Here is a 26,528-nt window from a genome sequence, read left to right as displayed (position 1 = left end):
CTTTTTTCTTGCGCAAAGACTGCAAATGCAAACAAGCTGGAACAAAAGAGGGCAAGATATTTTTTCATACACAAAAAGATCATACACCCCGATCTACTGGGGTGTATGAAAAGATCAGCTTAATAATTAATTTTTAGGATAGACCTGTGCAATAAAGGACTTATCTGTTGCGGATAATACCGTATTGTTGCCAACACTAAAACCATTGGTTGTCAACGCGCTGCTGATAGAATAGTGCATAATAGAATTCTTGTCATAGCTGCTGTACTGGGTCTGTGTTGTTGCATATTTTGCAAACAGATTATTATCAACATCACTTTTACTCCAATAATTTGGATATCCCGCGTAATAGGTATATACCTTGTCTTTATCCCATGGAATAGCCGCCAAAGGATGCTGATGTTCGTGGATCATACCGAGTGCATGACCAAATTCATGGATTACCGTCCGGCTAAATTCGGAATCTGGTGTATTGTCATCAAACCAGCCAAAATTCATGGTTTCCTCATTCGAAGCGATACGCAATGCGTCAGTACCAATATACGAGTAAGACCCAGCACCATCCGTGAAGGTAACTCTTAACTGTGCGTTACCACTGGTGACAAAACGAAAGGTAATATTGGCGTACTTGGACCATTCATTGGCGTATTGCATTACTTTTTGGCGCACTTTGGTCGATCCACCATACAGGCGTACGGTGATAACACTACCATTGGTCCATTTTTTTGCGCTGATCACCGCGCCTCTAGGATCTGTACCACCAGGCAAATAGACGTCTTTACAGACATGTGCATCTTTAAAGCCGGCTGGTATGTCAGCTTTTGAAACAGGTTTCAGTTCTTCAGAATCTTGTGGGGCTTCTGTACTGTCTGCGTTTTTGTTGCAAGCTACGAGCGTAGCCGAAGCGGAAATGATCAATCCAAATAGGATTTTTTTCTTAATTCCATACGTTTAATTTTTTAATCAATCATAATTTAAGTCAGCTTACAACGTGGCCACATGAAAAACTAACAACCAAAAATGTAACACTGATGTTACATTAAATCAAATCTAAAAAATATATTTTATTGAAACAATAGTATTTTTGATAAAAAATAAATTAAGTTTAGTTACTGTGTATTGTTTCCTTACAGTCCCTCACCAATCGGCTAACAATGCTTGTTCGAAGGTAATATTAATAACATTGTAAAAATATTTAATGTATTCTACAACAATTTGTTTTCTTAAACGTTTTCTAATCATAGATAACATTTAAATTATGATTAGATTTAAGAAAAACGCAACTTATTTTTTTAGTTGTGGACTGGCGGCACTTCTTCTAACGGCTTCTGTCTCCTCCTGTACGAAGGACAATACGGTTCTTTATCCTGCTGATACAGCAGCAAACTATTTGGAAAATCTCCGTAACTACAAAAAGAGCGATCACCAGATTATGGCGGGTTACTTTCGTACTTGGCGGGACAAAGCAACAGATCCTGCGACCAACAAGACATCCATGAAGGAACTTCCAGACAGTTTGGATATCGCCTTTGTCTTTCCAGACTATACACCTGAGACCAATGCTTTTGGGATTCGTTAAAGACCTCCTATGTACCGCATTTAAGAGCACGTGGTACCAAAGTGGTGATGACTGCGGATATTGGTGCTGCGTTGGATAAGAGTTTTCCAAACACTGCCGCAGGTTACGAGGCACTTGCAACCAAAATCATAAATGATAAAATCACAAAGTATGACTTGGATGGTATCGATTTTGACGTCGAACGCTCCTCAATACCGAAGATTTACAACGAGCCACAGGTGTTTTTACAGCCCTTTCGAAATCTTTGGGGCCAAAATCTGGTACAGGCAAGTTGTTGATCTATGATACCAATCAAGAGGGCAATACACCGTTATTTACAGCCGTTCATGGCTTACTCGATTACGTATTGGTGCAATCTTATGGTCGTTCGGTCAATGGTTTGCAGAGTACTTTTAATTCCTATGCCGGTAAAATCCTTCCCAATCAATATTTGATCGGTTTTTCTTTTTATGAGGAGAATGGTGCAAATTGGGGTGATGTTACCTCGCCATTGGCAAGCAGCAGAGCATATAGCTATACCAACTGGAATCCTACACAGGGGAAAAAAGCTGGCGTATTTAGTTATGCAATAGATCGCGATGGCGTCCCTTATGGGCAAAATCAGATTGTCCCAACCAACTACTCGGTTACGCGACAATTAATCTCATTGGTTAATCCCTAAAAAATAGCCTATAGCTAATCTGGCAATTTCCGCTTTTGGCTATTTCGCTTAGTTTAATAGCAAAAGGCTGACTTACATTTTTGCAAGTCAGCCTTTTTTGTATTACTGTGCATTTAACCAATGTAAAGTGAAACGCTACCCTGTCCGTATCTAGAAGAGGAAACTATATTTTAATACCGACTGGAATCCACGTAACGGAATGGTTTGGCGGTTTTCCAGGTTCGCAGTCAAACTGTAACTGGTATATATTTTTTTGTTGCCGATATTATTGATATTGAGTTCCAGACTATGTTTACTTTTAAGTGGTTTATAGCGGACGGATGCGTCTAGAAAGCCATTGGCGATTGGATCAAGTCCACTGCTTTGATAACTACCATAACTCCAGGTTCCCTTCACAAAAGATAAGTGCCAACGACATACAGCACTCCCAAACTATGGGTATTTGATGTATATCGGTTGGAACTCCGCTCCGCCTCACTTTTTAGTCGATTTCGAAAATTGCTATAGGTATACTGATAGGATAATGTCGTATGGGAGATGCCCTTATATTCTAGCCTTGGGCTGACTGTTATTGTCGTTCCAGTGGCTGCAGCAAATTGACCATTCAAAAATTGATTGTATTTATTTTGATTGGCGCTTGCATTGACACCCAAATAAATTCCCTCTTTCAATAAGGATTTCGACATACCCAGTGTCAGGGCATTACTGCTCGTCCGATTGTCATAGGGCATCAACTTACTGATAATCCCCTGCTGTGTCACATCCTGACCGACTAGATAATCATTTTGTGTCCGCAGATGTGACGCTGTTACATTCAGGTAAAATAAGCTGATTGGTCGTTCGATAGCATAACGCAATGTATATGCTTGGCTTGCTGTAAAATACAGTGGTGCAGCGAAACTTTTTATTTCCCTGAAATTACTCAAAATTGGGTTCGGATAAAGCTGATTTAGATCCGAGTTTTCTTGATTGAAACGTAGGGACAATAAGAAATAATCTCTATTAGGTAGGTAGGCTTGCATAGATACAGTCGGTGTAAACAGTAGTTTCTTCGTCACTGTGGTTGAACCCGCTTGACGATCCGCAATATCCCAGGCGTTCCAGGTCAAAGGAAAGGCGCCGGAAAGGATAAAGTCTTTATTTTTCCAGTCCAGTTTTACACCAGCAGACATTTGCTGCTGTTTCCAGCGCAGATTGTTGTCGGGAAACCTTTCGTTATCAAATACAGCCCCATCTTTGACCAAGTTTAATGCCGAGTTGAGTTCTTTATCGAGGTAATTTAAACGGGCAAAGTAAGTACGTTTTAAGCGTGTATTATTACGTGTATAGGCCACTTGTATATTACCATTGGTCTGGGGTAAAGAAACCGTTTGTCGAACAGCATCATAGGGCTGATTTTGATTTAAATAATTCGCCATCACGCCAGGCAATACCTCCAGGCGGTCCTTATGCCATTTTCGATCCAGATCCAGATTAAAGGTGATCAGATCCTTATTTTTTAATTTGGGCGTATACTCCATGGATTCGGATATAAAATTCAGCTGATCCCGCCCCCATTGGTCATAGCGTGCACCATCATCCAGTAGCCAGGTGTGGTGGTTTTGGTTTTCGGCTTTAAAATCGATTGTATTTTTTAAATAATACCGATTATCATTACCTTCCAAGGTGAAGCTACCACGCCCATAAAATGGTTTTTTTGTCGTATTATAATAATTATTGTAAGTGACTTGACTGCCATCAGCCAATAGATATTTTTGCGTGCCATCGCTGCTGAGCCGCTCCCGATCGGCCCACAGATTGCCATTCACGCTAGAACTCCATGCCTCGGACCACTTATAAAATTGATTGGTATTAAAGGCGACAGATCGATTGTTGTAGTATTTGTTTGTCGGCACTGAGGGCGTTGCCGCTGCGATCGGTTCGGTCAGGTTGAATGAGTTGATGGATTCCACATCGTTGTTAATGCGCTCACCAATTGAATTATATTGCAGTGTATTCAGGGTTTTATACTTCTTTTTGAAGCTCATGGTATTCCCATTGATAAAACCATCAATTGGTGCAGCAATACCAACAGTAGCTTCGCCTGACCAGATCATTTTCGCATCTTCGTTAAGAACAAGATTCAAGGCGACATCTTCAGAGTTGCTTACCCCTTGTTTGACTTTTTTATGTTCATGATTTTGGACAAGCTCAACGTCTTTGACCGCTTTGGGTTGTATTGTTCTTGTGCCAACGCCATAGCCATTTTGAAAGATATTGTCCCCATCGACATACATCCGGCTGACGGTTTTACCATTGTGCTTGATGACGCCGTTGTCGTCAACCTCTATACCGGGCATGCGGCGCAGTACATCGCCGATGTTCCTGTCTTCTGCAGAAACAAAGTTGTTGACCGCATAGCGTGTGGTATCACCGGCGCGACGTACCGCCAGCGGTTTGCTCTTGACGGTAACATCTGCCAGTTGAATAGACTTTTTGACCAGTTCAAAGTCCATTTTTTTGCTTTGGTCTTTATAGTCCTTACGGATTTTCTCATACGAAATATGGCTGACCTCGACCCATTGGGCTTTAGACATCTCTTCTTTTGTCAGATTAAATGCATACTGCCCCGCACTATTGCTTCTGACGGTATGGAGGCTACTGTTGGCATAACCGATAACGATGGTCGCATAGGCTATGGCCTGTTTGTTGCTACTGATGGTACCCTCAATTTTCTCCTGGGAAAAAGTAAGTGTGGAGACCATAGTCAAGCATAGGCTGCAAAAGATTTCTTTCATCAGAATCGTTATTTGATCGTGCGTTCAACCGGATTGTTCAACTGAAATTTTTGTTTATTTTTTCCGTTTTCTTTCATCAGGGCCTCAGCTTGTTCCTGCGAGATTTCGCGTCCGTCCTGTGTTTTGAACTTTACGGTAGCACCGGCGGGTAATTGCGCCATCATCGCTCCCAGCTTGTCCGCTTTACTATTTTCCATCGCCTTGCGGTATTTTTCATAGGGAAGTTCGGGTAGTTTGTCGATCTCCATCAAGGGCATCTTGTCGGTGACCTTATCCAATCCCGCATAACGAAAGCGAACCTCATTGGTCAAATCTTTGGCTTCAAGGATGGCACCGGGCAAGCCATTCAGCTTCCAGGGGCCCACCGGAAATGGGATTTCTTCGGTAAACCAGGCCTCATAGGTGCGACCACCAAATTGTCCTGTCGCCTTGATGCATGCATAGCCGCCGATATCCCGCTTTTCTTCGCTGATGGCCCAATCTATTTTATAGTTTTTGTTAGGGTGCACCTTATACAATTGGCCGAGCATCGTCACTAGACACGGGCTTTCCCCAGTTCCGAAAGGTGTATACAGATTGACCAGTCCATCGGACTGATCAACAGCATCCATACTGATATGAAGTGCCCCTTGCTCCTGATTCTTTTCCATAGGTGCCATGGAATAGAAAGAGCTTCCATTACCGATATACAGGTACATGGAACGTGTAATAGGGTCTTCCTTTTTTGTACTATCAGCGATATGTTCAAAATCATACTTAATAAACATATTCACTTGATTGTCTTGAGCAAATAGCCCTTGGACGAGGAGAAAAAGACCGATAATAACGGTCAGCGAAAACTTTGTTGTGTTCATTTTTATTACTTTTATATTGTCAGTGGATCAAAAGTAGAATGGAAGTGCGGCTCTCATTTCTATTGCTTTGTTAAATACTGTTAACCGGAAACGGAATTGTTAACTACTGTTAAGTAATGTTATGAACTGTTAGCAAATCCCTCTTTTTCGTGGATTTTAGCTAGCATTGTAGCTGAGAATTTTATTATGAGTACACACAGGAAAACACGCGTTATCATTGCCTTACTGATCGCTAGCACGATAGCTGTTATTGTCATGCAGGTGTTTTGGTTGTCCAATGCCTTTCGTATCAACCAGCAAAAGGAAAAGATCATGATTCAAGGTGCGATCAAAGATGCCATAGATGTCGTGCGCCTCAAAACGTATTTCGGTATTGACACCTCCCTTTCCAAAGAACAATCCTCCATTCTGCGTGCAATGGGTGGTATACTTGACCAAGTTTCCAATAATGAACTAAAGGGTGTGCAGATTCATCGGCAGATTACAAAAGATTCAACGACGAAGAAAAGCTGTGATACCTGTACAAACGTCTCAAAAAAGACGACCCACGAATTTCGGATGGATATCGCAGAAAGTGGCAAGGATGTCGAAAAAAGCTAGTAGATTCGATTTTACGGGCAAATCATATGAGCAAAGTGCCGAAGCATGTAAAAGTCACCACGCATAGGGTTCAGGATACCTTCGTTCAACTTTCTTCACAGGGTAACAAAGAGATAGATACCGCATTCGCAAAAAAGCCTGGACAGCCATCAAAGTCTACCGTCACGCGACATTCCAGTGGTTCTGCTGTTAAGGTATATGCAAACGATACCGAATCCACACAAAAAGATTTGGATACGCTTGCTATTGGCCGGTTGCTGGATTCATTGATAGACACCAATTTTGATGAACTGCAACTGAAAAATCAATTTAAAGTGTCCTTTGCTGCCCTTGCAGATAGTGCCAAGCAACCCTTGATTCCGTCGCTCACTACCTCTTGGTGAGAAGTACCATCAGTCCTAGCTACAGCGCCGTGATTAGTGTAAAACCTGATTTATTCACGAGCTTAGATGGCATGAAATGGCTTCTCTTCGTTTCTATCCTTATTTTGGGGATGCTATTTTATACAGCGCTTGCCCTCATCAATTCCTTCAATCGCGAGAAGCAAATGACCGAGATTAAGAATGATTTTATCTCCAATATGACCCACGAGTTCAAACACCGATCGCCACAGCGAGTCTGGCGGTGGAGTTGATGAGTAAGTTTGGGATAAAGGACAACCCCGAAAAGCTAGATGAATACCTCAATATCTGCGGTGCTGAACTCAAGCGTGTGTCAAGTATGATTGAAACCGTGCTTCGGTTGGCGCAAGATAATCCATATATTTTAGAAAAAGAGTCCACCGATCTCAGCCAGATCCTGCATGATTTTCAGCGTCAGACAAGATCCAAACTTGATGAAGCGAAAGGAACGTTGATAATAACAATCGCAGACGATTTTCCAACTGTTGAAGTGGACAAGACACATTTGGAAAATATTCTCTATAACCTACTCGATAATAGCTTGAAATATAGTCGACAAGTGCCTGCTATTCAGATTGGTGTTAGTCTAGAGAAGCAATACTTTCGGCTATCCTTTGCTGACAATGGTATGGGAATTCCAAGGGATTACTTGGACCGTGTATTCGATCAATTCTTTCGGGTACCCATGGGCAACGTGCATGCAACCAAAGGCTTTGGCTTAGGCTTATCCTACGTAAAAAAATTGTGGAGCTCCATGGTGGCACCATTCAGGTGGAGAGTCAATTAGACAAGGGAACAACATTTGTCCTTTATATTCCAGTTAAATCTTAATTCGTTTGTTATCACCCTTATGAATAAAATAAAAGTATTATTGGCCGAAGATGAACCTATGATGGGCAAGCTGATCAAGGAAGCCTTAGAACTCCGAGACTTTGAAGTCGTTTGGGCTGTGGATGGTCTCAAAGCATTTTCCTCATTCTGTGTTGCACGGCCCGACATCTGTATATTTGATGTGATGATGCCCTACAAGGATGGGTTTACCTTGGCGCAGGAAGTACGTGGACTAGCGAGCGAAGTTCCGATTATATTCCTGACGGCAAAGTCGACGATTCAGGATCTCGCCACAGGTTTTGAGGTTGGTGCCAACGATTATATCAAAAAACCATTCAGCATGGAAGAATTGATTATTCGAATGCATGCGCTCCTCAATAGGCGCTCTTCCTTGAAAAAATCTCCTAGCAGCTTGACAGAAGAATATGTCATTGGCAAATTTCATTTTAGCTTCAGGAATCTACAGCTCAGTATAGGCAATAAACAGCAGATACTATCTTATAAAGAAGCTCAATTACTGAAACTACTGGTTGATCATCGGGATGCTGTACTCGACCGTAAGGTGGCGCTGGACTATGTTTGGGGTGATGATAGTTATTTCAATAGCCGGAGCATGGATGTTTTTATCAGTAAACTGCGCAAATTTTTGGAAGGAGATCCCACGATTAAGATTGTCAATATCCGCGGCAAGGGGTTCAAGCTAGTTGTTGGTTGACCTGTCTGTTGAGCTTAATTTTTGCCGATTAGGTACCCATTCTTTATTAAATCGCTTTGCCTGTAGTCCCATATAACCTAGATTGATGGTTAAAACATCCTCGCCTTTGTTACCGCTGGTGTAGTTATCCAAGATAAGACAAAAGGAGATAAGCAATTCAATATCAGCGTTTTCGTTGCTCGTGATTCGATAGGTATCTCCTTCCAGCCAGGTAATCAGATCCTTTTGCCACCAGGCGATCTGATCATGGTCTTTATAAATGGAACATTTCCTGCCCCGATGGCGATATATGTCGTATACTGCATCCTTTGTTATACATTGGAAGTGTGATCTAAAATAAGAGACTGTTTTAAAAGTATAAATTTGGCTTTCAGAAAATGAAATGACATATTTGGCCTTGATCCATTGGAGACATTTAACAATCCTTATTTTAAGCATATTATTGTCTGCACCCATCACCAGTATTTCAGGTTTGAGCTGGAGCGGTTGTTTCGAAACGACATAGGTTAATATATCGTTTATGAAAACCTTGTATTTGTCGCCAAGTGAAAGTTTCTTTTGATAAATATCTATAATCATGGCGAATGAAAAAGTCTTGTTTCGTGAAACACAAAAATTGATAAGCGCTAAAATCAATCCTTATCGTATAATTTTTATTTGCACTACAGATCTGGACATTTATATATCCTTTCAATATCCGAGGCCTGGCGGAGCTCTTTTAATTGATATCTGGTATCATTGCTATCAATAGAGACATGCTTAGGTAAAGCCATTACCCCATTTTCTATTTGCATCACTAAATGGTTATCCACATAGTATTGCTGGATTTCCTCCTGATCCTCTTTATTCGTTTCATTATTGTGGTAACGCCGTATTTCGGATGAAAAAATCAATAGGCCGTTTTCAAAATAGTAGGCATATGTCCAGGAACTTGCTGCCTGATCATCATCCCCCACACCACTATCAGTCACTTTTTCACGGTATTATTTTCGCTGTAAATAACAATAGAAGCCTTTATGACCCCACATTTGTTGCTATACGGATAAGACTTTGTTTTGAGCTTCAGTGCATCGATCCGCTTTACCTCTTTGCTGATCCTGCTGCTGTGGTCAAGCCCTATTTGTGTGGAATTGTTTAATATGCTGTCCAATATTCTTACTTCTTGATCAAAACGTTGCCGCCAGCCCATACCAAACTGTTTTTTCAACTGCTCAAAATATTTTTCATTATGCTGCTCGTACCGTTGCTTCTCGCCAGGTATAATTTCGCAACCACCTTCGATGCGTTCATAGCGGATACCCCATTTTTTGATGGTGCTGTCCAATGCGCAGTAATATCCCTCCGGAGGCAGCTCACCCTGCCGATAATCTATCCATTTTAAGCTGCTGTCTGCGCCTTTTCTTCCTTCCGCGGTATTATTTCGGGCGGTTTGTGTTCCATCGCAGGAGAAGAAAAGAAAAAACAACAGGCAGAAGTAGTATCCTATTTTCATATGATTTCCAAAGCTGTATAGTTCGATAAATCTGTTCCTAAAATCCGTGGTTTTATGCGCCACATCATGGTTCTGTTCTGAGGATTCCCTTCGGTCAGATCTTTTCTCAAAAACGAAAAAGGTAGATATTATTTTTAGGAAATACAAGTTCATCATCCTGAACTACAGGGTTTTCGTTTAGGTCTTCTGCCATTTTCTTGACCAAATTTAGCGGGCTACTGGAAAAGATCGGCATCTGTTTAAAATGAAGCTGCCCTGCCCTATTATCGGCAAAGATTTCGGTCAATTGTTCATCCTCATATTCCAATGTCAATCCGGTTGTCATGCGATGTTGCATCAGGACAACACCCCGCTGATCATTTGCATTTGTTGCTTCTATTGCCTCCATGACGGTTTTCAGCTCGGCTTCGGTGATAAAGTCTTTTAGTAAGTTGTAGGTATCCAAGACATAATCTTTCATGTCTGCGGGGTTATGTTCTGATGTAACTTTACCTAGAACCTCATCAAAGGCAGCAACCTGTAGCCTGCTCATCCGAAACGTCACTTTTCCTAATCCCAAAGTGGGCAACAATTCCCAATGACTATTGTCAGTTTTTTCTCTCATGTTTGGATCAACTATCAATACCTTCTAAATCTCATTATTATCCTGCTGAAAGCCCTTGATCTCCTTGTGCTGATTTTTTCGTGTTTCAAAGGCGACGAATTCTTCACAGGCATTTTGGATAACTTCGGGCAGAGGATCCTCATTTTTACGCCAGCTAATTTTCTTTATTGGCCAGTCACAGTTTTCGTTGTAAGATTTATGCGCTTTCAGCTTTTCATTGGTCAGTCTAAAATCGTTGCACCAATAGGCATGGCCCAACCTGAAATTTGTATAGAAATCGTCTAGGCTGTCAAATAGCGCATGAGCATAAGCTGATGTTTTTAATATATTGTTCCAGGCCGTTTCTTCGCTGATCAATCCAGCCATAAATGAGGTCCGGGATAATTCAATGACCCGGTTTAGGTCAAATCCCCAGAGCAATTGTGGAGGTCTGTTATCCTTTTGTTCCCAACAACTCTCGACATAGGCCTCAGGCAATTCTGTGAGGGCCGCTATCCTGCGTTGCATGTTTTGTCTGGCCTCTACTGGCATCAATGCCTTATCGGTGGCAAAAAGCTGGCTGTGCATGCCGTTAAAAAGCCGGTCAATGGTTTCGTGATAGGACTGCGCCGACAGCACCCCCAGCTTTGGTCATTGCCCGTGAGCCGCTCCTCTTTGCTTGTCACTATAAAAGTCCTGAAACCCTTCACTGCCGCCCCCTGGCTTCACAAGGCCAGTACTCCAGGGTTTCGATCCACTCACCATGCTGATAACCATCGGGCGCATCCAATTGCAAAGCTTCCCGTTTCTCCTGCGGGAGCCAGTCGGCACCATACAGTTGGTAATACCGCTTTTGCTCCTTGATTCGTTTACGGGTCATTTTCCGAACTAAAAACTGCCGAGTAAAGCCCCAAGGCTAATGCAAGTACAATGCCGCTATAGTACATCCAGGATTGTACTTTATTTATTTCCCGCAGCCTGTCCAGCACGGCATAGGTAATCACGACCACCACAGCAGCGAGTACAAAAGCTGCCCATCCTGAAACAGCGGCATTACCATCCTGCGGATTATACTTGGGACGGGCGTCCTTTTCGCCCGGTTGATTCTGGATAAATTCTTGCATATCTGTTATTTAAAACGTTTTCCTACCGCGTTAAAAAATAAGTTTGCGTGTAAATGGTGCCTTCCGAACTTGCGGTATTTCTAAAAGTCAACTTGTTAGCCGTTAGTTCAACAATTGTTTGTTCGTTCTCCCACAACAGGAGTTTATTATTTGCTTTCACTTCGTAAGGCAACTCATCCTCACCCTCGGCATTTGTTTTTACGCGACCATTGGCGGAAAAATCGAAGTAAACGTTTTTAGGATCATTGTTAATGACTTCAGGTGGTTCATTCCCTGTTTTTGTTTCCTCTATAAATTCCACGAGGTTCCAACGTCCCAGAATTTTCTGCCGCATGACCTGTACGATTTTATTTTCCTCACTGTCTCCCTCCTGATCTGGATTGTCTTTTTTACAGGCGGAACTTAGGGGCAGGACCGCAATTATGAGGAATATAGTTGTTAAAAATTTATTGGTTTTCATCGACTTGCTATTTTCTTAACGTAATTGTGGTTGTATATGTTATATCATCTTCTTGTTCAATACTGCGCATAATGAAACTCGTCTCGGTCAGTTCTATGATCGTATAGGTGCCGCCGTCAATATCGATTTCAGCACCATTCAGTTTATAGTCATCCTGTCTTTCATCGGAACTATTGATGACATAATATATGATGCCATCCTGACCAAAATCAATATAGTCTCCCGTTTCTCCTGGCTTTGTTTTTACCTTGGGGGATTTGGAGGTTCAAGCGTTTCTGTAGCCTGCGAGACAAAGGTCCATTTTCCCAATATCCTTTCCGATATAGGCTTATCGGATATTTGATCTTTTTACAGCCCACCACACTGAAGGTGAGGAGCAAAACGAAAAGATTAAAAATTGTCTTTTTCATCGGTCTATAATTTATTTTCTATTTACTCCACATGATATTTTAAAGAGAGGTAATAGTACCTATCGTCCTTTGGCTGGTAATAGGCTGTGTCCTCCACCTCATCATTGGTGGTGGAATAATCGACAACAGTTTGCAATGCGCCAAGCTTTTTACCTATAGCGGCAGCCACCTTTTCGGCACGCGCCTTTCCGTCAGCAAAAGCTGCTGCGATCACCTTTGAAAAATCTTTTACGGGTAGATAATTTACCTTTCGAGCAGTAATTGATTGTGTACCGTTTTTATCCATCATCAGGTTACTCAGCTTAATGATATCAGCAGGGGCCGATGTTTCAAAACTGTACTGGCTACCTATGGCACTGTACTGCGTTAGTGCAAAGGCCAGTTTATCTTCTTTAAACCGGCTGATATCAAGGCACGCTGCTTTAACCTTTTCGAAAAATGCTTTTTTCTTTCAATGGGCTTCTTTTCTTCGAGATAGGCAAGCTCTTCGGTAATGACGATATCCAGGGTATACGACTTGACGGTTCTTTCGATTTTTGCCATACCTCTTACTTCTATAAAAGGCTTTTCTGTACTTTGTCCATAAACGCTGTAAACGCTTACAATGGAAAACAGGAATACAAGGATATTTTTCATCTGTATAAATTGTTTATTCATTCGTTAATTTTCCCTTTAAGGCATTCATGCTGCCTTCGGCGGTTTTAGTTGTGATGAAGCTATCAGATTTATTCATTGAGTGTATGTTTTAAGCGGCATTCATGAGCTCGCTTTGCTTGATTATTCATTCTCCTGTGTGATTATTCATTCACAATTTGTTTTTTAATTGTATTCCTAAACTCGTTTCACTCGGTTTGAATAAATCATGATGGTTTCATGATATTTTTATTAAAACTTTTGTAGAAAACGGAATTTTCGCTCAAAAAACTTCCGATCAGTGGTACCGGTTTCATGACTTCATTCGATGCATTGATAATACCCAAGACCAAAAGGATCAGGGGAGCAAGCGTGAGTAAAGAAAAGATACCAGACAAGGTCGGTATGACGGTGATCAGGATTCCGGTGATGACCGAAATGATGATACTAAAAATAAATACACCCAGGCTTTGTTCCAGATGATAGCTTACATAGGCATCTTTTTCGGTCCGGTTTTTATAAGAGAAATAAGCGATCAGCCAGCCAACGATGGTGATATAGGATACGATTGCAGTGGTTTTGTTGTCCATAAGATAAAATTTAAAATGAAGTTCTTTTTATACAAAGGTGCTACCGAAGGTCAACATTGTCCAAGAATAAGGCCTATACAAAGTATCTACAAGTGAAAAAGAATAGCTCTATAAAACGTCTACAGCGCTGTTTGATCTATTTTTGGACCCTGTAGGCCGGGGGATGAGCTAGATATTATGGATTAAGTTGTATTTTTATGAACAAAGAATTTTGAAAATTACTATTCCATACCGCGAACTGTTATGAAGATCTCTATAAGCCTCAGTCTGATCTTACTTGTATTTTTCAGCTTGCTAAAGCCTGCCGGTGCGCAATCGCGCATTGCGGATTCGCTGCGGACAGTTCTCCGCCAGCCGGATCTGGCCACTGAAAAGAGGGCAATGACACTCGCACAGCTTGGCCGGGTCCTGTATGAAACGGATCTGCCTGCAGCTTTAGCTTCGGCAAATGAAGCTTTGCGCTTAAGCCGCGGACTTTCCGATGGCCAATACGCTGCCTTCGCGCTGGCCACATTAACCTACCTGAATGTGCAACGGGACAGTCTGGTACTCGCCCAACGGAATATCGATAGTGCATTGATCTATAGTGCGACATCTACAGATAAGGTTGTCAATGGCTATGTATGGTTAAGAAAGGGCTGGCTGGAATATATCGTTAATCAGCCGGACAGGTCCAGCGCCAGTTTGTTTAAAGCACTTAAAACCTTAGAAGGACAACCTGCGGATGCTTATCGGAGCTTGGTATACCATTACTTAGCAAGTATTTACGGAGACCTCAAAGACAATACAAAGTTAAAGACATACACCAAATTAAGCCTTCAATCGGCGTACAGTTCGGGTGACCCAGATATGATCTGTAATGCTTACCTGGCTGTAGGTTCCTCTTTCCTGAAGGATTTTAGACTGGATCGCTCGAAAAAGCAATTACTGGATTCTTCGATTTTCTATAACCGACAACTGCTACAATTGTCGAAGGCGCAATCCGACAGGATTATCAACCATATCAACAGTGGAGCTGCTGCGCTAAATCTAGCCAATATTTATTGGGAGTTCTTTCCGAAGCAGTATAAAGACAGTGTTGATAAATACATCAACCAAGCCCTGATCATTGGCCGAAAGTCCGGTCACGAGGAGATCATTGCCAATAGTTATGGAATATTGAGCGAGTATGCTATTGCTGATGGCGACTACAAGGCCGCGGAAAAGCTCTTTCTGTTGGGGCTCAGCGAAGTAGAAAGCCATGTTGGCAGCAGCCTACAGGTCAAAGCTTCTATGCTCAAGGGACTGGCCTCTGTCGCCGAAAAAGCGGGCGATCCTGCTAAAGCATTGGCTTACTTCAAGCGATATATGCAGTATGAGAGTCAGGTCTATGACGCTGGAAAAATGGCCATTGCACAAAGGCTGGAAGTCCAATACGAGGCCGAGAAGAAGGATAAAGAACTGGAGCGGCTGCAAGAGCGAGCCGCCTTTAACAAAAAGCTCAATGTTATTTACATCGGCCTGATTATCGCTGGTGCACTTGCGCTTACTTTTCTTTTCCGTTCCTACCACTTTCGGCTCAAATCATCCATTCAACAGGAAAAATTGCAGGCAGAAGAAGCTGCGCGGCTTAAAGCAGAACAGGAACTGTTGCAGGAAAGGCAAGACAGGCTCCAAAAAGAGCTGCTGGCCGGCAATCTGCAAGTAGAGCAAAAAATGAGCTTCTCCAGACGATGCGCGATAAATTGGCTGACCATCCCGAATATGATATGCTCAAAAATCAGATGGAGCGCATCCTAAAGGAAGACCTGCGGATGGATGAAGATGTGGAACATATCAAGAGCAGTCTAGCCGATATACACCCCGAGTTTTTTAATAGGCTGCAACAGTTAGCCGAGAACAAGCTTACCCGTCTGGATCTAAAGCATTGCTCCTATATCCTGATGGGGCTTTCCAACAAAGAAATTGCCAATCGACTTGCTGTAGACCCTAAAAGCATTCTGATGGCACGTTATCGGATCAAACAGAAGTTGAAACTTGAAAAAGAGGATAGCCTGGATCTTGCCATACAACGGCTGAGCTGAAAACAAAAGCATACTATTCGTTGAATTTTATCAGCCAACCAGTGAACATTCAATTCACTTTCTAGCGGAGCTACCGCTGCGACTTACTCCGCACGTAATCGCTCAACAGGATTTGTTCGTGCTGCACGATAGACCCTTGCCCCGATGATTAAACAGCAGCTTAATGCCACAATAACCAATGTGCCAACATAAGGTTCAAGTCCTACTGGGGAGTGATAATGATAGATCACCTGAAAAATAAACTTACTTGTAAATAGATAGCCCAAAACTGATCCAACAGCAAATGCAATCAGGAGAATACGGACAAACTCTTTACTGATCAATTGAATGATCTGAACGATCGAAGCACCCAGTACTTTACGAACACCGATTTCCCGGTTTCTCTTATCAATATTTAATGAAATCTGCGCAAATAATCCCGATGCCGATAAAAGCAAGGTTACCACAGCGAGAAAAAATGCGATGGATCGAAAAGCTTCGGTCATTCGGATCTCTTTTTCAATCACATCCGACTGTAGGTATGCGCGGTACGGCATATTTGGCATTAACCGATTCCAGGTTGACTGCAAATATTTATTCACTGCTCCAAGTTTTTTCTTTGTCAGCGCGAATAACCAACGATTTATATTCATCTGGTTTTGCCAGATGTAATACACAAGGTGGTACAAGTCCGTGTAGGCCATATTCTTTGTAATCATTCACCACACCGACAATGGTATAACGCACACTGTCCAAGGTTACCTGTTGTCCGATAGCCTGTTTCAGCTGCAGCCGCTGAAGAAAAGTTTCATTGACAATAATTGACTCTTCCGAATCCTTTCCTGTGCTGAAAAAATGACGGCCTTGCAGTAGTCGAATGCCCATACTGTTTAAATAATCTTCACCTCCAATACGTGCGACCTGTGTTTGTATTTGATCTTTTCCGGCTACGGCAGTTTGCGTGTAGGAACTTTCACCAATCTGTTCGGTGGTCCCTGCCAGGTTTTTGATCATTGGATTCTGGCGCACTGCTGTGCTGAATAAGGTATATTCTTGGGGAGTATTGATGGTCACAACTGCGACCTCATTTATGGCATAACCAAAATCAGCCTTTTGTTGGAAACGTGCATTTTTGGCCATCACAATTCCAACGACCAGTGCAAAACAAGACAAACTAAACTGCGCGACAAGCAAAAATCGTGTAAAACGGCTTGATGCACCTAAAGCAGTTTTTCCTTTAAGGATCGATATTGGCTGGAAGGAAGTGATATACAACGCCGGATATAATCCTGAAAGGATTGCACAGACTGCTGGGATAAATAGCAGAAATAACCAGAAACCAAAATCGCGCCGATAGTCAGGAGAAAGATCAAGGCCAGTAAGCTGATTGACTGTTGGTAATAATAACTGGACAAAAAGTATGGCCAGAGCGGCAGATAAGAGGCAAAGAATCATGTTCTCCGTCAGAAATTGCCCGACAAGCTGCCGTCTGACGCCGCCAACCACTTTTCGTATGCCGATCTCCTTCAGTCGGCTACTGGCAAATGCGATAGAAACATTGGTAAAGTTGAAACAGGTGATCAACAGGATCAACAGGGACATAATCGCTGGAACAATAACCAATACACCACGTGGATTTGTATTCAGCTGGCTACCATAGATATACCCCGGCATATCAATATCCGAACTGGTTGCCAGTTCTGCAAAAGGTTGAAAGGTAAATCCTTCGATGCGCTGATCCTTATGATGCTGATTGTTAAGTGCTATATAGGGATTCAGGTTAGCCATGGCAGAGGTCGCCCCTTCCCTATCAGTCAATTCGATAAAGGTGGTGACGGCATTTGGCCGACTCAATCATCCGCGGCTGAAAGACCGAATTTAGCTCCATTGTTATAGGCGGTAATCATATCAAATTGAATACTCGAATTGGTCGGAATCTGTTTTGTGACGGCCGTGATTGTATAGATATTCGGTGTACCGTCTGCTGCAATCAGTGTCACAGACTGTTCTACAGGGTTTTGTTTTGGAAAGTATTTATCAGCGACGGTTTCACTGATGATCAATTGATTGGGTTGGTCAAAACCGGAGAGATTTCCATCTCTCAGCGGAAAATTAAATAAATCAAAAAGCGGTCTATCTGTAAAATGAATGTGCTCATCAAACGTGTGCTCCCAATCTTTACCACTACAGCTGCATTGCTGAACCGCACAGTGCGTCCCAAGCCAGTCTTTTCTTTTACCAGGGCATCCGCAATTGGAGAAGGTATAGTCGCCCATGGCTGCTTGGTTCCATCCACCATGCGTATGCTGTTCAGACGAAAAACAGCTTGCTCACTCCGCAGGTTTTTGTCAAAGTTTGCCCTATAGTTGTAATTAAGATAGGATAATATGCAGCAGGCAATGGCGAACCCCAAACCTAAAATATTAAGCGTCACATAGACTTTGTTGTGCCAGAGTATTCGGATGGCAATCTTCAGGTAATTGGAGAACATACGATCATTTTTAGCTATCACAAGCCAAATACCATACCAGTAGCTCAGGAATCTTAATTTATGCCTCCTAAGGCCCATCACTAGCTATTGTAGCGCTGTGGATAAAAAGCGCAATGTACGTATGCGGACAGTTTTTAAAAATACTGTTCACATACGTACACTGCCAGTAAAAAACCAAAGAAATTTGTAGATTGAGCACTATGGAAGACCGGTCACTTTTAGAAAATATCAATAGACATATTACGCTCACGGAAAACGAGTGCTCGTTGTTTTTGTCCCTGCTTAAGAAAAAGAAAATACCCCGAAAAAATAAGCTCTTGACGCAAGCAATTGTGCGATTCGATCTATTTTGTTGATTGCGGTGCGTTGCGGGCATTTTATTTGGATGTATCGGGTAGAGAATCCACGATTATGTTTGCTGTAAAAGACTGGTGGGTAACGGATATGTATTGCTTTGTAAATATACTTCCTGCCATGTTGACCATAGAGGCCATTGAAGAAAGTACGGTTTACCAATTGAAGAAAAATGATTTAGAAAAGTTGTATCAGACGGTACCGCAATTTGAACGCTTTTTTAGGATATTGATGCAAAATGCCTATATCCGGGAACAATTGCGTGTGGTGCAAAATCTTTCGATGACAGCAGAAGAACGCTATGATATATTTGTGAAAAAATATCCTGAGGTTGCAAACAAGGTAAAGCAAAAGCAGATCGCTTCGTATTTGGGTATCACTGCTGAATTTTTAAGTATGATCAAGCGAAAAAGTTGGAAACCTTAAACTAGTTTATTTTTTTGTATCTGATAAGGCCGTTATTTAGCATCAACTAACGAACGTAAAAACTATGCTTATTTTAATTGCAGGCCCCTATCGTGGTGGCACCAACGATGATCCGATTTTGATGAAGCGGAATCTAGACAAGCTCGAATCTTTTGCACTGGATATCTTTCGGAAAGGCCATATTCCCTTTATTGGAGAATGGATGGCCCTTCCACTGATAAAATTGGCTGGATCAACCAAGGTCGGTGACCAGCAATGGGAAGAAATTCAATATCCTGTCGCACATCGGATGCTCGAAAAATGTGATGCTGTATTGCGTATTGAAGGAGCATCCAAAGGTGCGGATGAAGATGTGCGCCTGGCAAAAGAAAGAGGATTAAAAGTGTATTATGATATCGCCGAAATCCCTGTGGAATGCTAATGTAGGGTGAACCAGTTGATACTTAAATCGGAGTTGGATCTTTACCGCTCTGATTTGAGTTTATCAAGACTTTGGTTAGCCGTAGTATATATCACCGATTAGCTGACCAGATTCTCTAAACTCGTTTGCTATTTATCGCCTTAGCCCAATTTGTCCTTTTGCATCGTGGACATTGTGGAGAATCAGTACTGACACGAGACAAGACATTTCCGCAATACATGCATGCAAATGGTCCTTCATTCGCCGAAGTATCAACAGACCTGTAGGATGAGGGAAAAAGTGGTAGCCCATATTTGGTTTGTTCATCGGAATAAAAAGTACACTCAGAGTCCCATCAACCTCCAATACTCCTTCCCTAACTTGGCCCAGGTGCTCGATATTCAAATTTCGTAGTTCGGAAAAGAACTCCATCCGTGAAAAAGTGTTATCATTCTCATGTTTGATGTCAAAAACACCATCTTTAACAATCAGCAATACCTTGCCCTCTAGTAACTGAGCCACTGTTTCCGACTTCGAAGTAATCCAAGTGATGGTTTTATAAATTGCGATTACGCATATAAAAACAACAACGGCATGAAAAATTGGGATATCCTCCTGGAACATAGGATCTCCTGCTGCGGATCCCAAACCTATTATAATTGCGACCTCAAAAAGTGTTAGCTGCCGTACTCCTCTTCTTCCAGACAAGCGTAGTATCGTTAAGATAAGCAAAAACATAATAGTCGAACGGAGGCCTATTTCAACGAGAAATGAAGTGTCTATGTCGTTGGCAAAAATTTTCTCCAAGTTAATCATAATTCAAAAACAAGCTATCGATTCCTTAAAATTCCATCCGCCTTCTAAATCATTTATATTATAATCAAATAATATATAGGCTAGTCTTTAAACAAAAAAGCTAGGTTGGAAAGGTGCCTAGCTTTTAAAATTCTTCATGATTGGACAAGCAATCTATATATATTCAACAATGTCCAGGTATAAACTGTTTGAAATAATTTCATTTTATAGCGACAGAGAAAAAAAAAAGCATGTGAGAGCCTAAAAGTAAATTAAAACAAACGAATCCTAAAAAGCATTTGTTATTTAATTAGTTTCACTAAACAAATAATAATATGATTTTAAACAAAACATTTTTCGCGTCTCTAGCCACAGCAGCCATCCTAGTTTCATGTAATAATCAGACACCACAGGAAAAAGCCGCTGAGAGTATGGAACACGCTGAGGAAAAAGCTGCTGATGCCAATGAAGAAGCGATGAATACTTCAGAAGATGCCGCGACGAAAGATGCCGAAGCTGTAGTTTATTCAGATAAAGCTGCGGCCAATGCAGCAATTGCGTCAGTACCCGCTCCAACACTATCCAATGATAAAGCCAAAGAGCTTTATACAAAATTAGGTAAAACATGGGTAGATCGTATCAATGCTGACTCGCATGAGAAAGCAGTGGATAAAGAGAAATCGTTGTTGGATATTAAAAATGAAATCGAAAAAGATCTTGCAGACGGAAAGATATCCGCTGCAGACAAAGATAATATCATGAAATATCAATCCGATTGTTTAGCGGCTATCAAAGCTGCACTTTAATACCAAATTATCAGTTCAGTCCTAAAGGATATAGGGTGGTTTATCTTAAAACCATCCTATATCCTTTAGTTTTTAACACACATAAGGTTACTTACCTTTCAAAAAGATTCAATACGCTTCCCCAGAATAAATACAGGAGCATATGTCTGTGCATGTTTCGGTTTTAATTTTAAAGTCCCTTTTTCCCCTGCAGCCAATAGCCTTGATGTTTAACAGCTGCATGCATTTGCGTTCGGATTACTTTTCGAAAGTTTTGTACGGAGTTTACATTCCCTGTAAGCACAAAGTAAGCGTCGGACCAATATTCATTTTTGAAAATGGGTAACTCTTTAATCTGATCTGGATCAGAAAACAGGGTTGATTTTGGAAACACAATGCTATTTTCCAAGCCGAGTATTTCCGGGATAGCATTGTTCTCTGCATCCAATTCAAAAAGGAACAGATGTTCCTTCTTTTGCTCCTCCATAACAGGCAAAAAGAACAGGCCAATGCCAGTGAAGTTTCATCGCCAAAGAATACGATTTTCTCCGCCGCTTTATCGTAGTACTTTTGTTCTGTTCGCGGTTTGTTCAGTACCAAGCGATCGCCAACTTCCAAATGATTCATAAAGTCGCTACCACAACCATTTCCATGGATATGTGCGATTAATTGCAGGCTATTTTTTTCGCTGTTTATCTCAGCAATGGTGTATCTTCTGGCATTGGTATCAGAAACACGTATATCAAAAAAGGCACCAACGGAAAACTGCAGTTTTTCAAAATCTCCCTGTAAACTAATTCGTTTGACAGTAGTCGACAAATATTCAGTTTGACTTACTTGTACCTCGGGAATTTGCGATACGAATAAATTAAGGGTATCAAAGACCCATTTTGGAGCGCTCGGCATAATGTTATGTTTTGATTGAACACAAAGAACGCCACTGACCTCAGCATAAAAAAGAATAAAGAGTTGTATTGATTGGACTAATCGCGGTTTTTGCTACGAAACACTTTGGCACTCATACCGGATATCTTGGTAAACAAGCGGGAAAAATAGGGGTAATCTTCATAACCCAATTCAAAAGCAATCTCCTTAACTGACTTGTCAGAATGATAGAGCAATCGTTTGGCCTCCAAAATCACACGTTGCTGGATATGATGCGAAACAGAAAAACCAGTTACATTTTTCACCGATTCATTGAGATAGGAAACCGAAATATTAAATTGAGCAGCATATTCCGCCGGACGTTTCAAGGTCTGAAAATTTTGTTCCAACGAGAGGAAAAAGGCTTTATTAATCCGTTCGAACCGCGATTGTGACTCAGCAGTGTTGCTATATTTCAAATACAACGATAGCTGCAACGCAATCAAGGTATTGGTGCTGTCCCTCAATAAAGAAAAATGCAATTTGTCAGTCGTGCGTTCGTAGAGTTCAATGCACAAATTATACGTCTTCTCAATAATCTCAAGATCTTCCAAGTCAATCGCCAAAGGTTTTAGGGGCGAGATGCTCTGCAAAATAGTAAGATATTCGGCAGCGATATTTTCGTTGCTGATGATCAGCATAAACATTTCTATATCTTCCACCTTCACTGCCCTATGCACTTGATCCGGCGATTGATAATATATGGTCGGTTTATCTGTGCGGTATTGCTGAAAATCTATTTCCATTACAGTAACACCACTTTTCTGTAAAACAAAGAAATGATAATCGTGCCGATGTGCCTGCATGACTTCCTCATCTTCCCAAAAAGATTCCGATGAAACTTTTGCAAGTGCAATGCCATGCCCAAATTCTTTGGGCAGCGTCCTTACTGGAATATCTTTTTTGTGCTGCATCTGTTGCTGGAAATTTATCATTCGCTTTTATTAGCCGCTGATTGGAAAACAATCTATTTTAATTACATTCCGATTAAAATGGTAGTAATAATTCCTCGCCGAGAATAAACAGTTCTAAACTATCCGCCAAATAGAAACCCATACAACGGATCATATTGGGGATATAACCGAAAAACCGCTTAAAAGCCCCGCAAAATGAGTGGGGTGTTTGTAACCCACCTGCTGGGATATCTGGCTGATTTTTAAATCAGTGGTCTTTAGCAAGATCTTGGCCCTATTCATTTTACAGGCCGTCATATAACCAAAAATAGTTTGGCCAACATACTTTTTGAAGTTCAGCTTCAGGTATTGTTCATTCGTCCCCACCTCTTTTGAAAGGGCTGAAATGGTGTAATTCTGATCCAGGTTGTTTTCAATCATTTCTTTTACCAGAAGCACTTTCTCCTGTTGATCAGCCGGCACTTTTGATCGGGCAGATTTGATGTTGTTTTGCACTGAATCTAATAATAGACAGAGGATCATGCTAACTTTTGCCCGCAAATAAACGCGCATAAGTACATTTTTGAGGCTCGTTTGCTTTAAATCCATCAATTTGCCAACAATGGCTGGAATATGGTCTATCAAACAGCAGTTTTGTTCATCCCTGAATAGCAATTCATGCGAAAAGCTATCTTCCAAACCAACTTCACGGATATAGGCATGGTCGAAAGCCAATATAAAATAATTGCTTTTCTCATTGCCAGCAATAGCTAAAGTGGCATCGTTTAACTTAATAAATACCTTTTGTTCCGCCGCAATGTCCCCTTTAAACCATTGTAATGGATTGCTACCTGATCAGCAAGATTGACAACTAAGGCATAAACTTCTGTTTTTAAACTCACTTCATACTCGGCACAGTTTTCTGCTGCAATCATCCGTAAGCCATTTGCTTGTCGATCTATCACCATTGGCTCCTCGGCCAGATCACCCCTATCTTGATAAATTTCTTTCTGCGTCATCTTGTTTTCGGAATACGTTACTTTCTTGCGTATAATACTTTTTACTTTTGCGTCGCCTTATTTAGATTAAATACAAATAATTATCAAAAATACTGTTATCGTTTCAATGGAACAAATAAAATATATATTAACTCTTGCTCTTACCTGTTCGTTCTATTTCGTATATGCCCAGGTTGCCCGTATTTCCGGTACTGTTCATGATAACGAGGAAAAGGCGTCTCCCACGTTACTATTCAGATTAAGAACAGTCAACTCGCGACAATGACTGACGCTCAGGGGCATTACCAATTAACGAATGTACCCTACGGTGATCATGTGCTGTTCATTTCCTCCTTAGAGCTACATGCGAAAGAAATCTCCTTACGTGCTTATCAAAAGAGCCAACATGTCAATATCCATGTGGAGATGAGAAGCAAAAATGACCTTGAAGAGGTGAAGGTAGAACGTAATTCAACCAAAAAGAAATGGAGATCGGTGGCTTTGCGGTGGCCGTTGTCGAAACAAAGGAAGCTGCACTGCGCAACCTGACCACTAATGAGCTGCTCGACCGGACCGTCGGTGTACGTGTCCGCCAAAATGGTGGTGTTGGATCCCAGATTGAATATAACCTCAACGGGATGTCGGGCAGCACAATAGGTATATTTTTGGATGGCATAGAAGTTTCTACCTATGGATCTTCGTTTAACCTCAATAATATTCCGCCCGCCATGATAGAGCGCATCGAAGTATACAAAGGGGTGCTCCTCTCATTTGACGGGCGATTATGTGGGCGGTGCCATTAATGTGGTCATGAAAAAGATGTTGCCCAAAACAATGCGACTGTAGCGACTTCTTACGGTTCTTTTAATACCTTCAATGCCGATGCGAGCCTCACCCTGCGGGATAAAAAAACGGACTTTCATTTAGAGGTTCCGGCTTTTATACCTACACGGACAATAGCTATGAAATGTGGGGAAATTCTCAAAATATACCGACAGAAATGGGATACTGACCCGGGATTTTAGGGCAAAAAGATTTAACGATACCTATCGGTCAGCAGGTGGACGTTTTGAATTTGGTTTTACAGATGTGAAATGGGCAGATCAGTTTTTCTTGGGTTATAATATCTCAGACACCTATAAAGAAATACCCCACGGCACAACGACTGCTCAGCCCTACGTTGGCCGTTTTTCGAGTATAATGCACATGTATTCAGCTTAAACTATAACAAACGTAATATTTTTGTGGATGGATTGACACTGAATGTCAATGCTGTACGCAGCAAACGCAGCACCTATGTGCAGGATACGGTAACAACATTGTATAATTGGGACGGAAATCCGGTGGTGCTACATACAGATTATATGATCGAAAATGGTCTTCCCCCAATGACGATGAAATCACCCAACGGGGCACAACAAGGATTGCCGTCGATCACACAGGTCGATCGCACAATAACAAATGTCCGTTCAAATTTAGGTTATATGATCTTACCGGGCCATCGGGTATCACTCAACCACAAGCTGGAAAAAACCGACCGCGACGATACCAATCTCCTAAGGCCTATCAATAAAGATTTACTGATATTAACAGGCGTTACCAAGAATATTCTATCGGCAAATTACGAAGCACAGACTTTTAATAATAAGCTGAAAACTAATATACTGATAAAATATACCGCCAACAGTACCCAGCAGACCAATCCAAACCCAACGTATAACGCTGATGGATCATATACCCTCAATCCAGAGACAAAAACACCTTTAGCGACAACTTTGGGTATGGTGCCACGATTTCATACAATATCTTGCCGAATCTGTTTTTGATTACTTCGATGGAGAATGGTAAAATCATGCCCTCCGAAGAACAGATGTTTGGGAATCTCGAAACCAATATATTGCCTAATCTCAATCTTACACCCGAGAAAAATATAAATTATAACCTAGGTTTCCGATTGGCAAATATAACATTTGACCAGCATCGGTTCTCGTTCTATGGAAGTGCCTTCTGGCGAAACGGCTACGACAAGATTACCCGACAGACAGTCGATAGTATTGTCACGGATTCCGATCTGGATATTCAGGCATCAGCTTTCGTTAATCTGGGTCGTACGCAGTCCAGGGGTGTGGAAGCTGAGTTGATCTATGTCTTTGACAACAAACTTAATGTCATGGTCAATTTTTCTAAATTCAATGCCCTATACAAACGGCAATTCGATGCCGCCGGACGTGCAGATGACCGCTATAATCTACAGATTCCAAACGAACCTTATTTTACAGTCAATGCAAATGCACAGTATCGCTTGGATAACGTCTTTCAAAAACGTGCCATCATGAACCTTTATTACAATATGGGCTATGTAGGGCATTACGATATCGCATGGCATCCTTCTGAGGGGAGCCTCACCCCTAGCCAGTTTGCACATGATCTAGGACTAAGCTATCGCTTTCCTCCGGAAAACTGGTGGCAAGTTTTGATACAAAAACATCTTTAATACAGCGTTGTATGACAACTTTGGTGTTCAAAAGCCTGGAAGGGCATTCTACATCAAACTCAATTACACGATTAGCAAATTCTTATAGTAAACAATAGTAAAATGAAACCATCATGATTTATTCGATCATGCTAATGAATAAATCTGATAGCTTCATCACAATTAAAAAAACAAATTTATACAGATGAAAAAAATCTATTAAAAACCGTTCTATTT

The 26,528-nt window shown here is 41.5% G+C and carries 41 protein-coding genes and 1 pseudogene; 19 read left to right on the top strand and 23 right to left on the bottom strand.

The window, feature by feature from the left end:
- Window positions 1-126: 126 nt before the first annotated feature.
- A complete protein-coding gene (locus KUH03_RS43630) occupies window positions 127-918 on the bottom strand; it encodes a M12 family metallopeptidase (protein WP_257090802.1) in 792 nt (263 codons plus the stop codon).
- 340 nt (window positions 919-1,258) lie between these two features.
- Between KUH03_RS43630 and KUH03_RS43625 the strand changes: the two genes are divergently transcribed.
- From KUH03_RS43625 to KUH03_RS43615, 3 genes are read left to right on the top strand one after another with little or no spacing between them, the layout of a single operon-like run.
- On the top strand, window positions 1,259-1,579 hold the full coding sequence (locus KUH03_RS43625) for a glycoside hydrolase family 18 (RefSeq protein WP_257090801.1): 321 nt from the start codon (window positions 1,259-1,261) through the stop codon (window positions 1,577-1,579).
- A gap of 47 nt (window positions 1,580-1,626) precedes the next feature.
- The gene (locus KUH03_RS43620) at window positions 1,627-1,857 is read left to right on the top strand and encodes a hypothetical protein (RefSeq protein WP_257090800.1); all 231 of its coding nucleotides are present in this window, start codon (window positions 1,627-1,629) and stop codon (window positions 1,855-1,857) included.
- Entirely contained in the window at window positions 1,851-2,240 is a 390-nt protein-coding gene (locus KUH03_RS43615; protein WP_257090799.1) for a hypothetical protein, read from the top strand. Before KUH03_RS43620 ends, KUH03_RS43615 begins: the two co-directional genes overlap by 7 nt.
- 150 nt (window positions 2,241-2,390) lie before the next feature.
- Here the strand turns inward: KUH03_RS43615 and KUH03_RS43610 are convergent, their stop codons facing one another.
- Genes KUH03_RS43610 through KUH03_RS43600 form a run of 3 tightly spaced genes read right to left on the bottom strand, consistent with a single transcriptional unit; the run spans window position 2,391 to window position 5,871 of the window.
- On the bottom strand, window positions 2,391-2,636 hold the full coding sequence (locus KUH03_RS43610) for a hypothetical protein (RefSeq protein ID WP_257090798.1): 246 nt from the start codon (window positions 2,634-2,636) through the stop codon (window positions 2,391-2,393).
- The gene (locus KUH03_RS43605; RefSeq protein ID WP_257090797.1) at window positions 2,633-4,984 is read right to left on the bottom strand and encodes a hypothetical protein; all 2,352 of its coding nucleotides are present in this window, start codon (window positions 4,982-4,984) and stop codon (window positions 2,633-2,635) included. Before KUH03_RS43605 ends, KUH03_RS43610 begins: the two co-directional genes overlap by 4 nt.
- A 41-nt stretch (window positions 4,985-5,025) precedes the next feature.
- Window positions 5,026-5,871, bottom strand: a complete 846-nt coding sequence (locus tag KUH03_RS43600) for a GLPGLI family protein (RefSeq protein ID WP_257090796.1) — start codon at window positions 5,869-5,871, stop codon at window positions 5,026-5,028.
- Between the two features lie 186 nt (window positions 5,872-6,057).
- On the opposite strand from KUH03_RS43600, the gene KUH03_RS43595 reads away from it, so the two are divergent.
- The 5 genes and pseudogenes from KUH03_RS43595 to KUH03_RS43575 all read left to right on the top strand — a co-directional run bounded on the left by KUH03_RS43595 (window position 6,058) and on the right by KUH03_RS43575 (window position 8,418).
- Complete coding sequence (locus KUH03_RS43595; RefSeq protein WP_257090795.1) at window positions 6,058-6,471, top strand: hypothetical protein; 414 nt, start codon at window positions 6,058-6,060, stop codon at window positions 6,469-6,471.
- A 26-nt stretch (window positions 6,472-6,497) separates the two neighbouring features.
- A complete protein-coding gene (locus tag KUH03_RS43590) occupies window positions 6,498-6,854 on the top strand; it encodes a hypothetical protein (protein ID WP_257090794.1) in 357 nt (118 codons plus the stop codon).
- Window positions 6,855-6,883: 29 nt separating this feature from the next.
- On the top strand, window positions 6,884-7,105 hold the full coding sequence (locus tag KUH03_RS43585; RefSeq protein ID WP_257090793.1) for a hypothetical protein: 222 nt from the start codon (window positions 6,884-6,886) through the stop codon (window positions 7,103-7,105).
- Window positions 7,105-7,703, top strand: a pseudogene (locus tag KUH03_RS43580) (sensor histidine kinase). Before KUH03_RS43585 ends, KUH03_RS43580 begins: the two are co-directional and overlap by 1 nt.
- A gap of 19 nt (window positions 7,704-7,722) precedes the next feature.
- Window positions 7,723-8,418: a response regulator transcription factor gene (locus KUH03_RS43575; protein ID WP_257090792.1), complete on the top strand. Its 696-nt coding sequence runs from the start codon at window positions 7,723-7,725 to the stop codon at window positions 8,416-8,418.
- Here the strand turns inward: KUH03_RS43575 and KUH03_RS43570 are convergent.
- From KUH03_RS43570 to KUH03_RS43540, 7 genes are all read right to left on the bottom strand, one after another.
- Window positions 8,404-8,997 (bottom strand): hypothetical protein, encoded by a 594-nt coding sequence (locus KUH03_RS43570; protein ID WP_257090791.1) that lies wholly within the window; start codon window positions 8,995-8,997, stop codon window positions 8,404-8,406. The two genes, KUH03_RS43575 and KUH03_RS43570, sit on opposite strands and share 15 nt — an antisense overlap.
- Window positions 8,998-9,080: 83 nt before the next feature.
- Entirely contained in the window at window positions 9,081-9,389 is a 309-nt protein-coding gene (locus tag KUH03_RS43565; protein ID WP_257090790.1) for a hypothetical protein, read from the bottom strand.
- Window positions 9,386-9,973: a hypothetical protein gene (locus KUH03_RS43560; protein WP_257090789.1), complete on the bottom strand. Its 588-nt coding sequence runs from the start codon at window positions 9,971-9,973 to the stop codon at window positions 9,386-9,388. Before KUH03_RS43560 ends, KUH03_RS43565 begins: the two co-directional genes overlap by 4 nt.
- Before the next feature lie 43 nt (window positions 9,974-10,016).
- Window positions 10,017-10,514: a hypothetical protein gene (locus KUH03_RS43555; protein ID WP_257090788.1), complete on the bottom strand. Its 498-nt coding sequence runs from the start codon at window positions 10,512-10,514 to the stop codon at window positions 10,017-10,019.
- Window positions 10,515-10,538: 24 nt separating this feature from the next.
- Complete coding sequence (locus KUH03_RS43550; protein WP_257090787.1) at window positions 10,539-11,132, bottom strand: DUF1266 domain-containing protein; 594 nt, start codon at window positions 11,130-11,132, stop codon at window positions 10,539-10,541.
- Window positions 11,133-11,362: 230 nt separating this feature from the next.
- Entirely contained in the window at window positions 11,363-11,617 is a 255-nt protein-coding gene (locus KUH03_RS43545; RefSeq protein WP_257090786.1) for a hypothetical protein, read from the bottom strand.
- 22 nt (window positions 11,618-11,639) lie between these two features.
- The gene (locus tag KUH03_RS43540) at window positions 11,640-12,077 is read right to left on the bottom strand and encodes a hypothetical protein (protein WP_257090785.1); all 438 of its coding nucleotides are present in this window, start codon (window positions 12,075-12,077) and stop codon (window positions 11,640-11,642) included.
- A gap of 52 nt (window positions 12,078-12,129) precedes the next feature.
- On the opposite strand from KUH03_RS43540, the gene KUH03_RS43535 reads away from it, so the two are divergent.
- On the top strand, window positions 12,130-12,420 hold the full coding sequence (locus KUH03_RS43535; protein ID WP_257090784.1) for a hypothetical protein: 291 nt from the start codon (window positions 12,130-12,132) through the stop codon (window positions 12,418-12,420).
- Between the two features lie 89 nt (window positions 12,421-12,509).
- On the opposite strand, the gene KUH03_RS43530 is transcribed toward KUH03_RS43535, so the two are convergent.
- From KUH03_RS43530 to KUH03_RS43520, 3 genes are all read right to left on the bottom strand, one after another.
- Entirely contained in the window at window positions 12,510-12,776 is a 267-nt protein-coding gene (locus tag KUH03_RS43530; protein ID WP_257090783.1) for a hypothetical protein, read from the bottom strand.
- 77 nt (window positions 12,777-12,853) lie between these two features.
- On the bottom strand, window positions 12,854-13,123 hold the full coding sequence (locus tag KUH03_RS43525) for a hypothetical protein (protein ID WP_257090782.1): 270 nt from the start codon (window positions 13,121-13,123) through the stop codon (window positions 12,854-12,856).
- Window positions 13,124-13,347: 224 nt separating this feature from the next.
- Complete coding sequence (locus KUH03_RS43520) at window positions 13,348-13,710, bottom strand: DUF4870 domain-containing protein (RefSeq protein WP_257090781.1); 363 nt, start codon at window positions 13,708-13,710, stop codon at window positions 13,348-13,350.
- Window positions 13,711-13,953: 243 nt separating this feature from the next.
- Here KUH03_RS43520 and KUH03_RS43515 point away from each other — a divergent pair, with 243 nt between their 5' ends.
- Both KUH03_RS43515 and KUH03_RS43510 read left to right on the top strand, forming a co-directional pair.
- Window positions 13,954-15,489: a LuxR family transcriptional regulator gene (locus KUH03_RS43515; protein ID WP_257090780.1), complete on the top strand. Its 1,536-nt coding sequence runs from the start codon at window positions 13,954-13,956 to the stop codon at window positions 15,487-15,489.
- A complete protein-coding gene (locus KUH03_RS43510; protein WP_257090779.1) occupies window positions 15,459-15,773 on the top strand; it encodes a LuxR C-terminal-related transcriptional regulator in 315 nt (104 codons plus the stop codon). The genes KUH03_RS43515 and KUH03_RS43510 overlap by 31 nt, the downstream gene beginning before the upstream one ends.
- 83 nt (window positions 15,774-15,856) lie before the next feature.
- On the opposite strand, the gene KUH03_RS43505 is transcribed toward KUH03_RS43510, so the two are convergent.
- From KUH03_RS43505 to KUH03_RS43490, 4 genes are all read right to left on the bottom strand, one after another.
- A complete protein-coding gene (locus KUH03_RS43505; protein ID WP_257090778.1) occupies window positions 15,857-16,354 on the bottom strand; it encodes an ABC transporter permease in 498 nt (165 codons plus the stop codon).
- Window positions 16,347-17,540 carry an FtsX-like permease family protein gene (locus KUH03_RS43500; RefSeq protein WP_257090777.1) on the bottom strand — a complete coding sequence of 398 codons (1,194 nt, stop codon included), beginning with the start codon at window positions 17,538-17,540 and terminating at the stop codon, window positions 16,347-16,349. The genes KUH03_RS43505 and KUH03_RS43500 overlap by 8 nt, the downstream gene beginning before the upstream one ends.
- Window positions 17,541-17,602: 62 nt before the next feature.
- Window positions 17,603-17,857: an ABC transporter permease gene (locus KUH03_RS43495; protein ID WP_373564910.1), complete on the bottom strand. Its 255-nt coding sequence runs from the start codon at window positions 17,855-17,857 to the stop codon at window positions 17,603-17,605.
- Window positions 17,854-18,264, bottom strand: coding sequence for a hypothetical protein (locus tag KUH03_RS43490; RefSeq protein ID WP_257090775.1), 411 nt, complete (start codon window positions 18,262-18,264; stop codon window positions 17,854-17,856). The genes KUH03_RS43495 and KUH03_RS43490 overlap by 4 nt, the downstream gene beginning before the upstream one ends.
- Before the next feature lie 345 nt (window positions 18,265-18,609).
- Between KUH03_RS43490 and KUH03_RS43485 the strand changes: the two genes are divergently transcribed.
- Entirely contained in the window at window positions 18,610-19,023 is a 414-nt protein-coding gene (locus tag KUH03_RS43485; RefSeq protein ID WP_257090774.1) for a Crp/Fnr family transcriptional regulator, read from the top strand.
- Between the two features lie 64 nt (window positions 19,024-19,087).
- Entirely contained in the window at window positions 19,088-19,444 is a 357-nt protein-coding gene (locus tag KUH03_RS43480) for a DUF4406 domain-containing protein (protein ID WP_257090773.1), read from the top strand.
- 132 nt (window positions 19,445-19,576) lie between these two features.
- Here KUH03_RS43480 and KUH03_RS43475 read toward each other — a convergent pair whose 3' ends face one another.
- Complete coding sequence (locus KUH03_RS43475; protein ID WP_257090772.1) at window positions 19,577-20,131, bottom strand: DUF421 domain-containing protein; 555 nt, start codon at window positions 20,129-20,131, stop codon at window positions 19,577-19,579.
- 422 nt (window positions 20,132-20,553) lie between these two features.
- Here KUH03_RS43475 and KUH03_RS43470 point away from each other — a divergent pair, with 422 nt between their 5' ends.
- Entirely contained in the window at window positions 20,554-21,024 is a 471-nt protein-coding gene (locus tag KUH03_RS43470) for a hypothetical protein (protein WP_257090771.1), read from the top strand.
- A gap of 264 nt (window positions 21,025-21,288) precedes the next feature.
- On the opposite strand, the gene KUH03_RS43465 is transcribed toward KUH03_RS43470, so the two are convergent.
- From KUH03_RS43465 to KUH03_RS43450, 4 genes are all read right to left on the bottom strand, one after another.
- The gene (locus KUH03_RS43465) at window positions 21,289-21,909 is read right to left on the bottom strand and encodes an FAD-binding oxidoreductase (RefSeq protein WP_257090770.1); all 621 of its coding nucleotides are present in this window, start codon (window positions 21,907-21,909) and stop codon (window positions 21,289-21,291) included.
- Window positions 21,910-21,986: 77 nt separating this feature from the next.
- Entirely contained in the window at window positions 21,987-22,841 is an 855-nt protein-coding gene (locus KUH03_RS43460; RefSeq protein WP_257090769.1) for an AraC family transcriptional regulator, read from the bottom strand.
- A 150-nt stretch (window positions 22,842-22,991) separates the two neighbouring features.
- Complete coding sequence (locus tag KUH03_RS43455; protein WP_257090768.1) at window positions 22,992-23,555, bottom strand: helix-turn-helix transcriptional regulator; 564 nt, start codon at window positions 23,553-23,555, stop codon at window positions 22,992-22,994.
- Window positions 23,556-23,605: 50 nt separating this feature from the next.
- A complete protein-coding gene (locus KUH03_RS43450) occupies window positions 23,606-23,839 on the bottom strand; it encodes a hypothetical protein (RefSeq protein ID WP_257090767.1) in 234 nt (77 codons plus the stop codon).
- A gap of 261 nt (window positions 23,840-24,100) precedes the next feature.
- On the opposite strand from KUH03_RS43450, the gene KUH03_RS43445 reads away from it, so the two are divergent.
- The 5 genes from KUH03_RS43445 (at window position 24,101) to KUH03_RS43425 (ending at window position 26,312) form a co-directional block, all read left to right on the top strand.
- Window positions 24,101-24,367 (top strand): carboxypeptidase-like regulatory domain-containing protein, encoded by a 267-nt coding sequence (locus tag KUH03_RS43445; RefSeq protein ID WP_257090766.1) that lies wholly within the window; start codon window positions 24,101-24,103, stop codon window positions 24,365-24,367.
- A complete protein-coding gene (locus tag KUH03_RS43440; RefSeq protein ID WP_257090765.1) occupies window positions 24,304-24,621 on the top strand; it encodes a TonB-dependent receptor in 318 nt (105 codons plus the stop codon). The genes KUH03_RS43445 and KUH03_RS43440 overlap by 64 nt, the downstream gene beginning before the upstream one ends.
- Before the next feature lie 166 nt (window positions 24,622-24,787).
- Complete coding sequence (locus KUH03_RS43435; protein ID WP_257090764.1) at window positions 24,788-25,039, top strand: hypothetical protein; 252 nt, start codon at window positions 24,788-24,790, stop codon at window positions 25,037-25,039.
- Between the two features lie 23 nt (window positions 25,040-25,062).
- Window positions 25,063-25,644 (top strand): hypothetical protein, encoded by a 582-nt coding sequence (locus KUH03_RS43430; protein WP_257090763.1) that lies wholly within the window; start codon window positions 25,063-25,065, stop codon window positions 25,642-25,644.
- Complete coding sequence (locus KUH03_RS43425; RefSeq protein WP_257090762.1) at window positions 25,626-26,312, top strand: TonB-dependent receptor; 687 nt, start codon at window positions 25,626-25,628, stop codon at window positions 26,310-26,312. The genes KUH03_RS43430 and KUH03_RS43425 overlap by 19 nt, the downstream gene beginning before the upstream one ends.
- Window positions 26,313-26,528: the final 216 nt, after the last annotated feature.

The sequence above is a fragment of the Sphingobacterium sp. E70 genome (assembly GCF_019285695.1).
GTDB lineage: Bacteria > Bacteroidota > Bacteroidia > Sphingobacteriales > Sphingobacteriaceae > Sphingobacterium > Sphingobacterium detergens.
The sequence above is the reverse complement of the archived record's forward strand: the minus strand, read 5'-3'. Positions and strand labels throughout refer to the sequence as shown.

Excerpts from the sequence above, each read along its gene's own strand:
- KUH03_RS43480 (WP_257090773.1), top strand. The coding sequence starts at position 19,088 with ATGCTTATTTTAATTGCAGGCCCCTATCGTGGTGGCACCAACGATGAT.
- KUH03_RS43605 (WP_257090797.1), bottom strand. The coding sequence starts at position 4,984 with ATGGTCTCCACACTTACTTTTTCCCAGGAGAAAATTGAGGGTACCATC.
- KUH03_RS43450 (WP_257090767.1), bottom strand. The coding sequence starts at position 23,839 with ATGACGCAGAAAGAAATTTATCAAGATAGGGGTGATCTGGCCGAGGAG.
- KUH03_RS43525 (WP_257090782.1), bottom strand. The coding sequence starts at position 13,123 with ATGAAAAATATCCTTGTATTCCTGTTTTCCATTGTAAGCGTTTACAGC.
- KUH03_RS43510 (WP_257090779.1), top strand. The coding sequence starts at position 15,459 with ATGCTCAAAAATCAGATGGAGCGCATCCTAAAGGAAGACCTGCGGATG.
- KUH03_RS43440 (WP_257090765.1), top strand. The coding sequence starts at position 24,304 with ATGGAGATCGGTGGCTTTGCGGTGGCCGTTGTCGAAACAAAGGAAGCT.
- KUH03_RS43590 (WP_257090794.1), top strand. The coding sequence starts at position 6,498 with ATGAGCAAAGTGCCGAAGCATGTAAAAGTCACCACGCATAGGGTTCAG.
- KUH03_RS43445 (WP_257090766.1), top strand. The coding sequence starts at position 24,101 with ATGACTGACGCTCAGGGGCATTACCAATTAACGAATGTACCCTACGGT.
- KUH03_RS43575 (WP_257090792.1), top strand. The coding sequence starts at position 7,723 with ATGAATAAAATAAAAGTATTATTGGCCGAAGATGAACCTATGATGGGC.
- KUH03_RS43470 (WP_257090771.1), top strand. The coding sequence starts at position 20,554 with ATGATTTTAAACAAAACATTTTTCGCGTCTCTAGCCACAGCAGCCATC.
- KUH03_RS43545 (WP_257090786.1), bottom strand. The coding sequence starts at position 11,617 with ATGCAAGAATTTATCCAGAATCAACCGGGCGAAAAGGACGCCCGTCCC.
- KUH03_RS43530 (WP_257090783.1), bottom strand. The coding sequence starts at position 12,776 with ATGATGGATAAAAACGGTACACAATCAATTACTGCTCGAAAGGTAAAT.
- KUH03_RS43600 (WP_257090796.1), bottom strand. The coding sequence starts at position 5,871 with ATGAACACAACAAAGTTTTCGCTGACCGTTATTATCGGTCTTTTTCTC.
- KUH03_RS43460 (WP_257090769.1), bottom strand. The coding sequence starts at position 22,841 with ATGCAGCACAAAAAAGATATTCCAGTAAGGACGCTGCCCAAAGAATTT.
- KUH03_RS43465 (WP_257090770.1), bottom strand. The coding sequence starts at position 21,909 with ATGCCGAGCGCTCCAAAATGGGTCTTTGATACCCTTAATTTATTCGTA.
- KUH03_RS43595 (WP_257090795.1), top strand. The coding sequence starts at position 6,058 with ATGAGTACACACAGGAAAACACGCGTTATCATTGCCTTACTGATCGCT.
- KUH03_RS43570 (WP_257090791.1), bottom strand. The coding sequence starts at position 8,997 with ATGATTATAGATATTTATCAAAAGAAACTTTCACTTGGCGACAAATAC.
- KUH03_RS43625 (WP_257090801.1), top strand. The coding sequence starts at position 1,259 with ATGATTAGATTTAAGAAAAACGCAACTTATTTTTTTAGTTGTGGACTG.
- KUH03_RS43515 (WP_257090780.1), top strand. The coding sequence starts at position 13,954 with ATGAAGATCTCTATAAGCCTCAGTCTGATCTTACTTGTATTTTTCAGC.
- KUH03_RS43500 (WP_257090777.1), bottom strand. The coding sequence starts at position 17,540 with ATGGCTAACCTGAATCCCTATATAGCACTTAACAATCAGCATCATAAG.
- KUH03_RS43555 (WP_257090788.1), bottom strand. The coding sequence starts at position 10,514 with ATGAGAGAAAAAACTGACAATAGTCATTGGGAATTGTTGCCCACTTTG.
- KUH03_RS43520 (WP_257090781.1), bottom strand. The coding sequence starts at position 13,710 with ATGGACAACAAAACCACTGCAATCGTATCCTATATCACCATCGTTGGC.
- KUH03_RS43540 (WP_257090785.1), bottom strand. The coding sequence starts at position 12,077 with ATGAAAACCAATAAATTTTTAACAACTATATTCCTCATAATTGCGGTC.
- KUH03_RS43620 (WP_257090800.1), top strand. The coding sequence starts at position 1,627 with ATGACTGCGGATATTGGTGCTGCGTTGGATAAGAGTTTTCCAAACACT.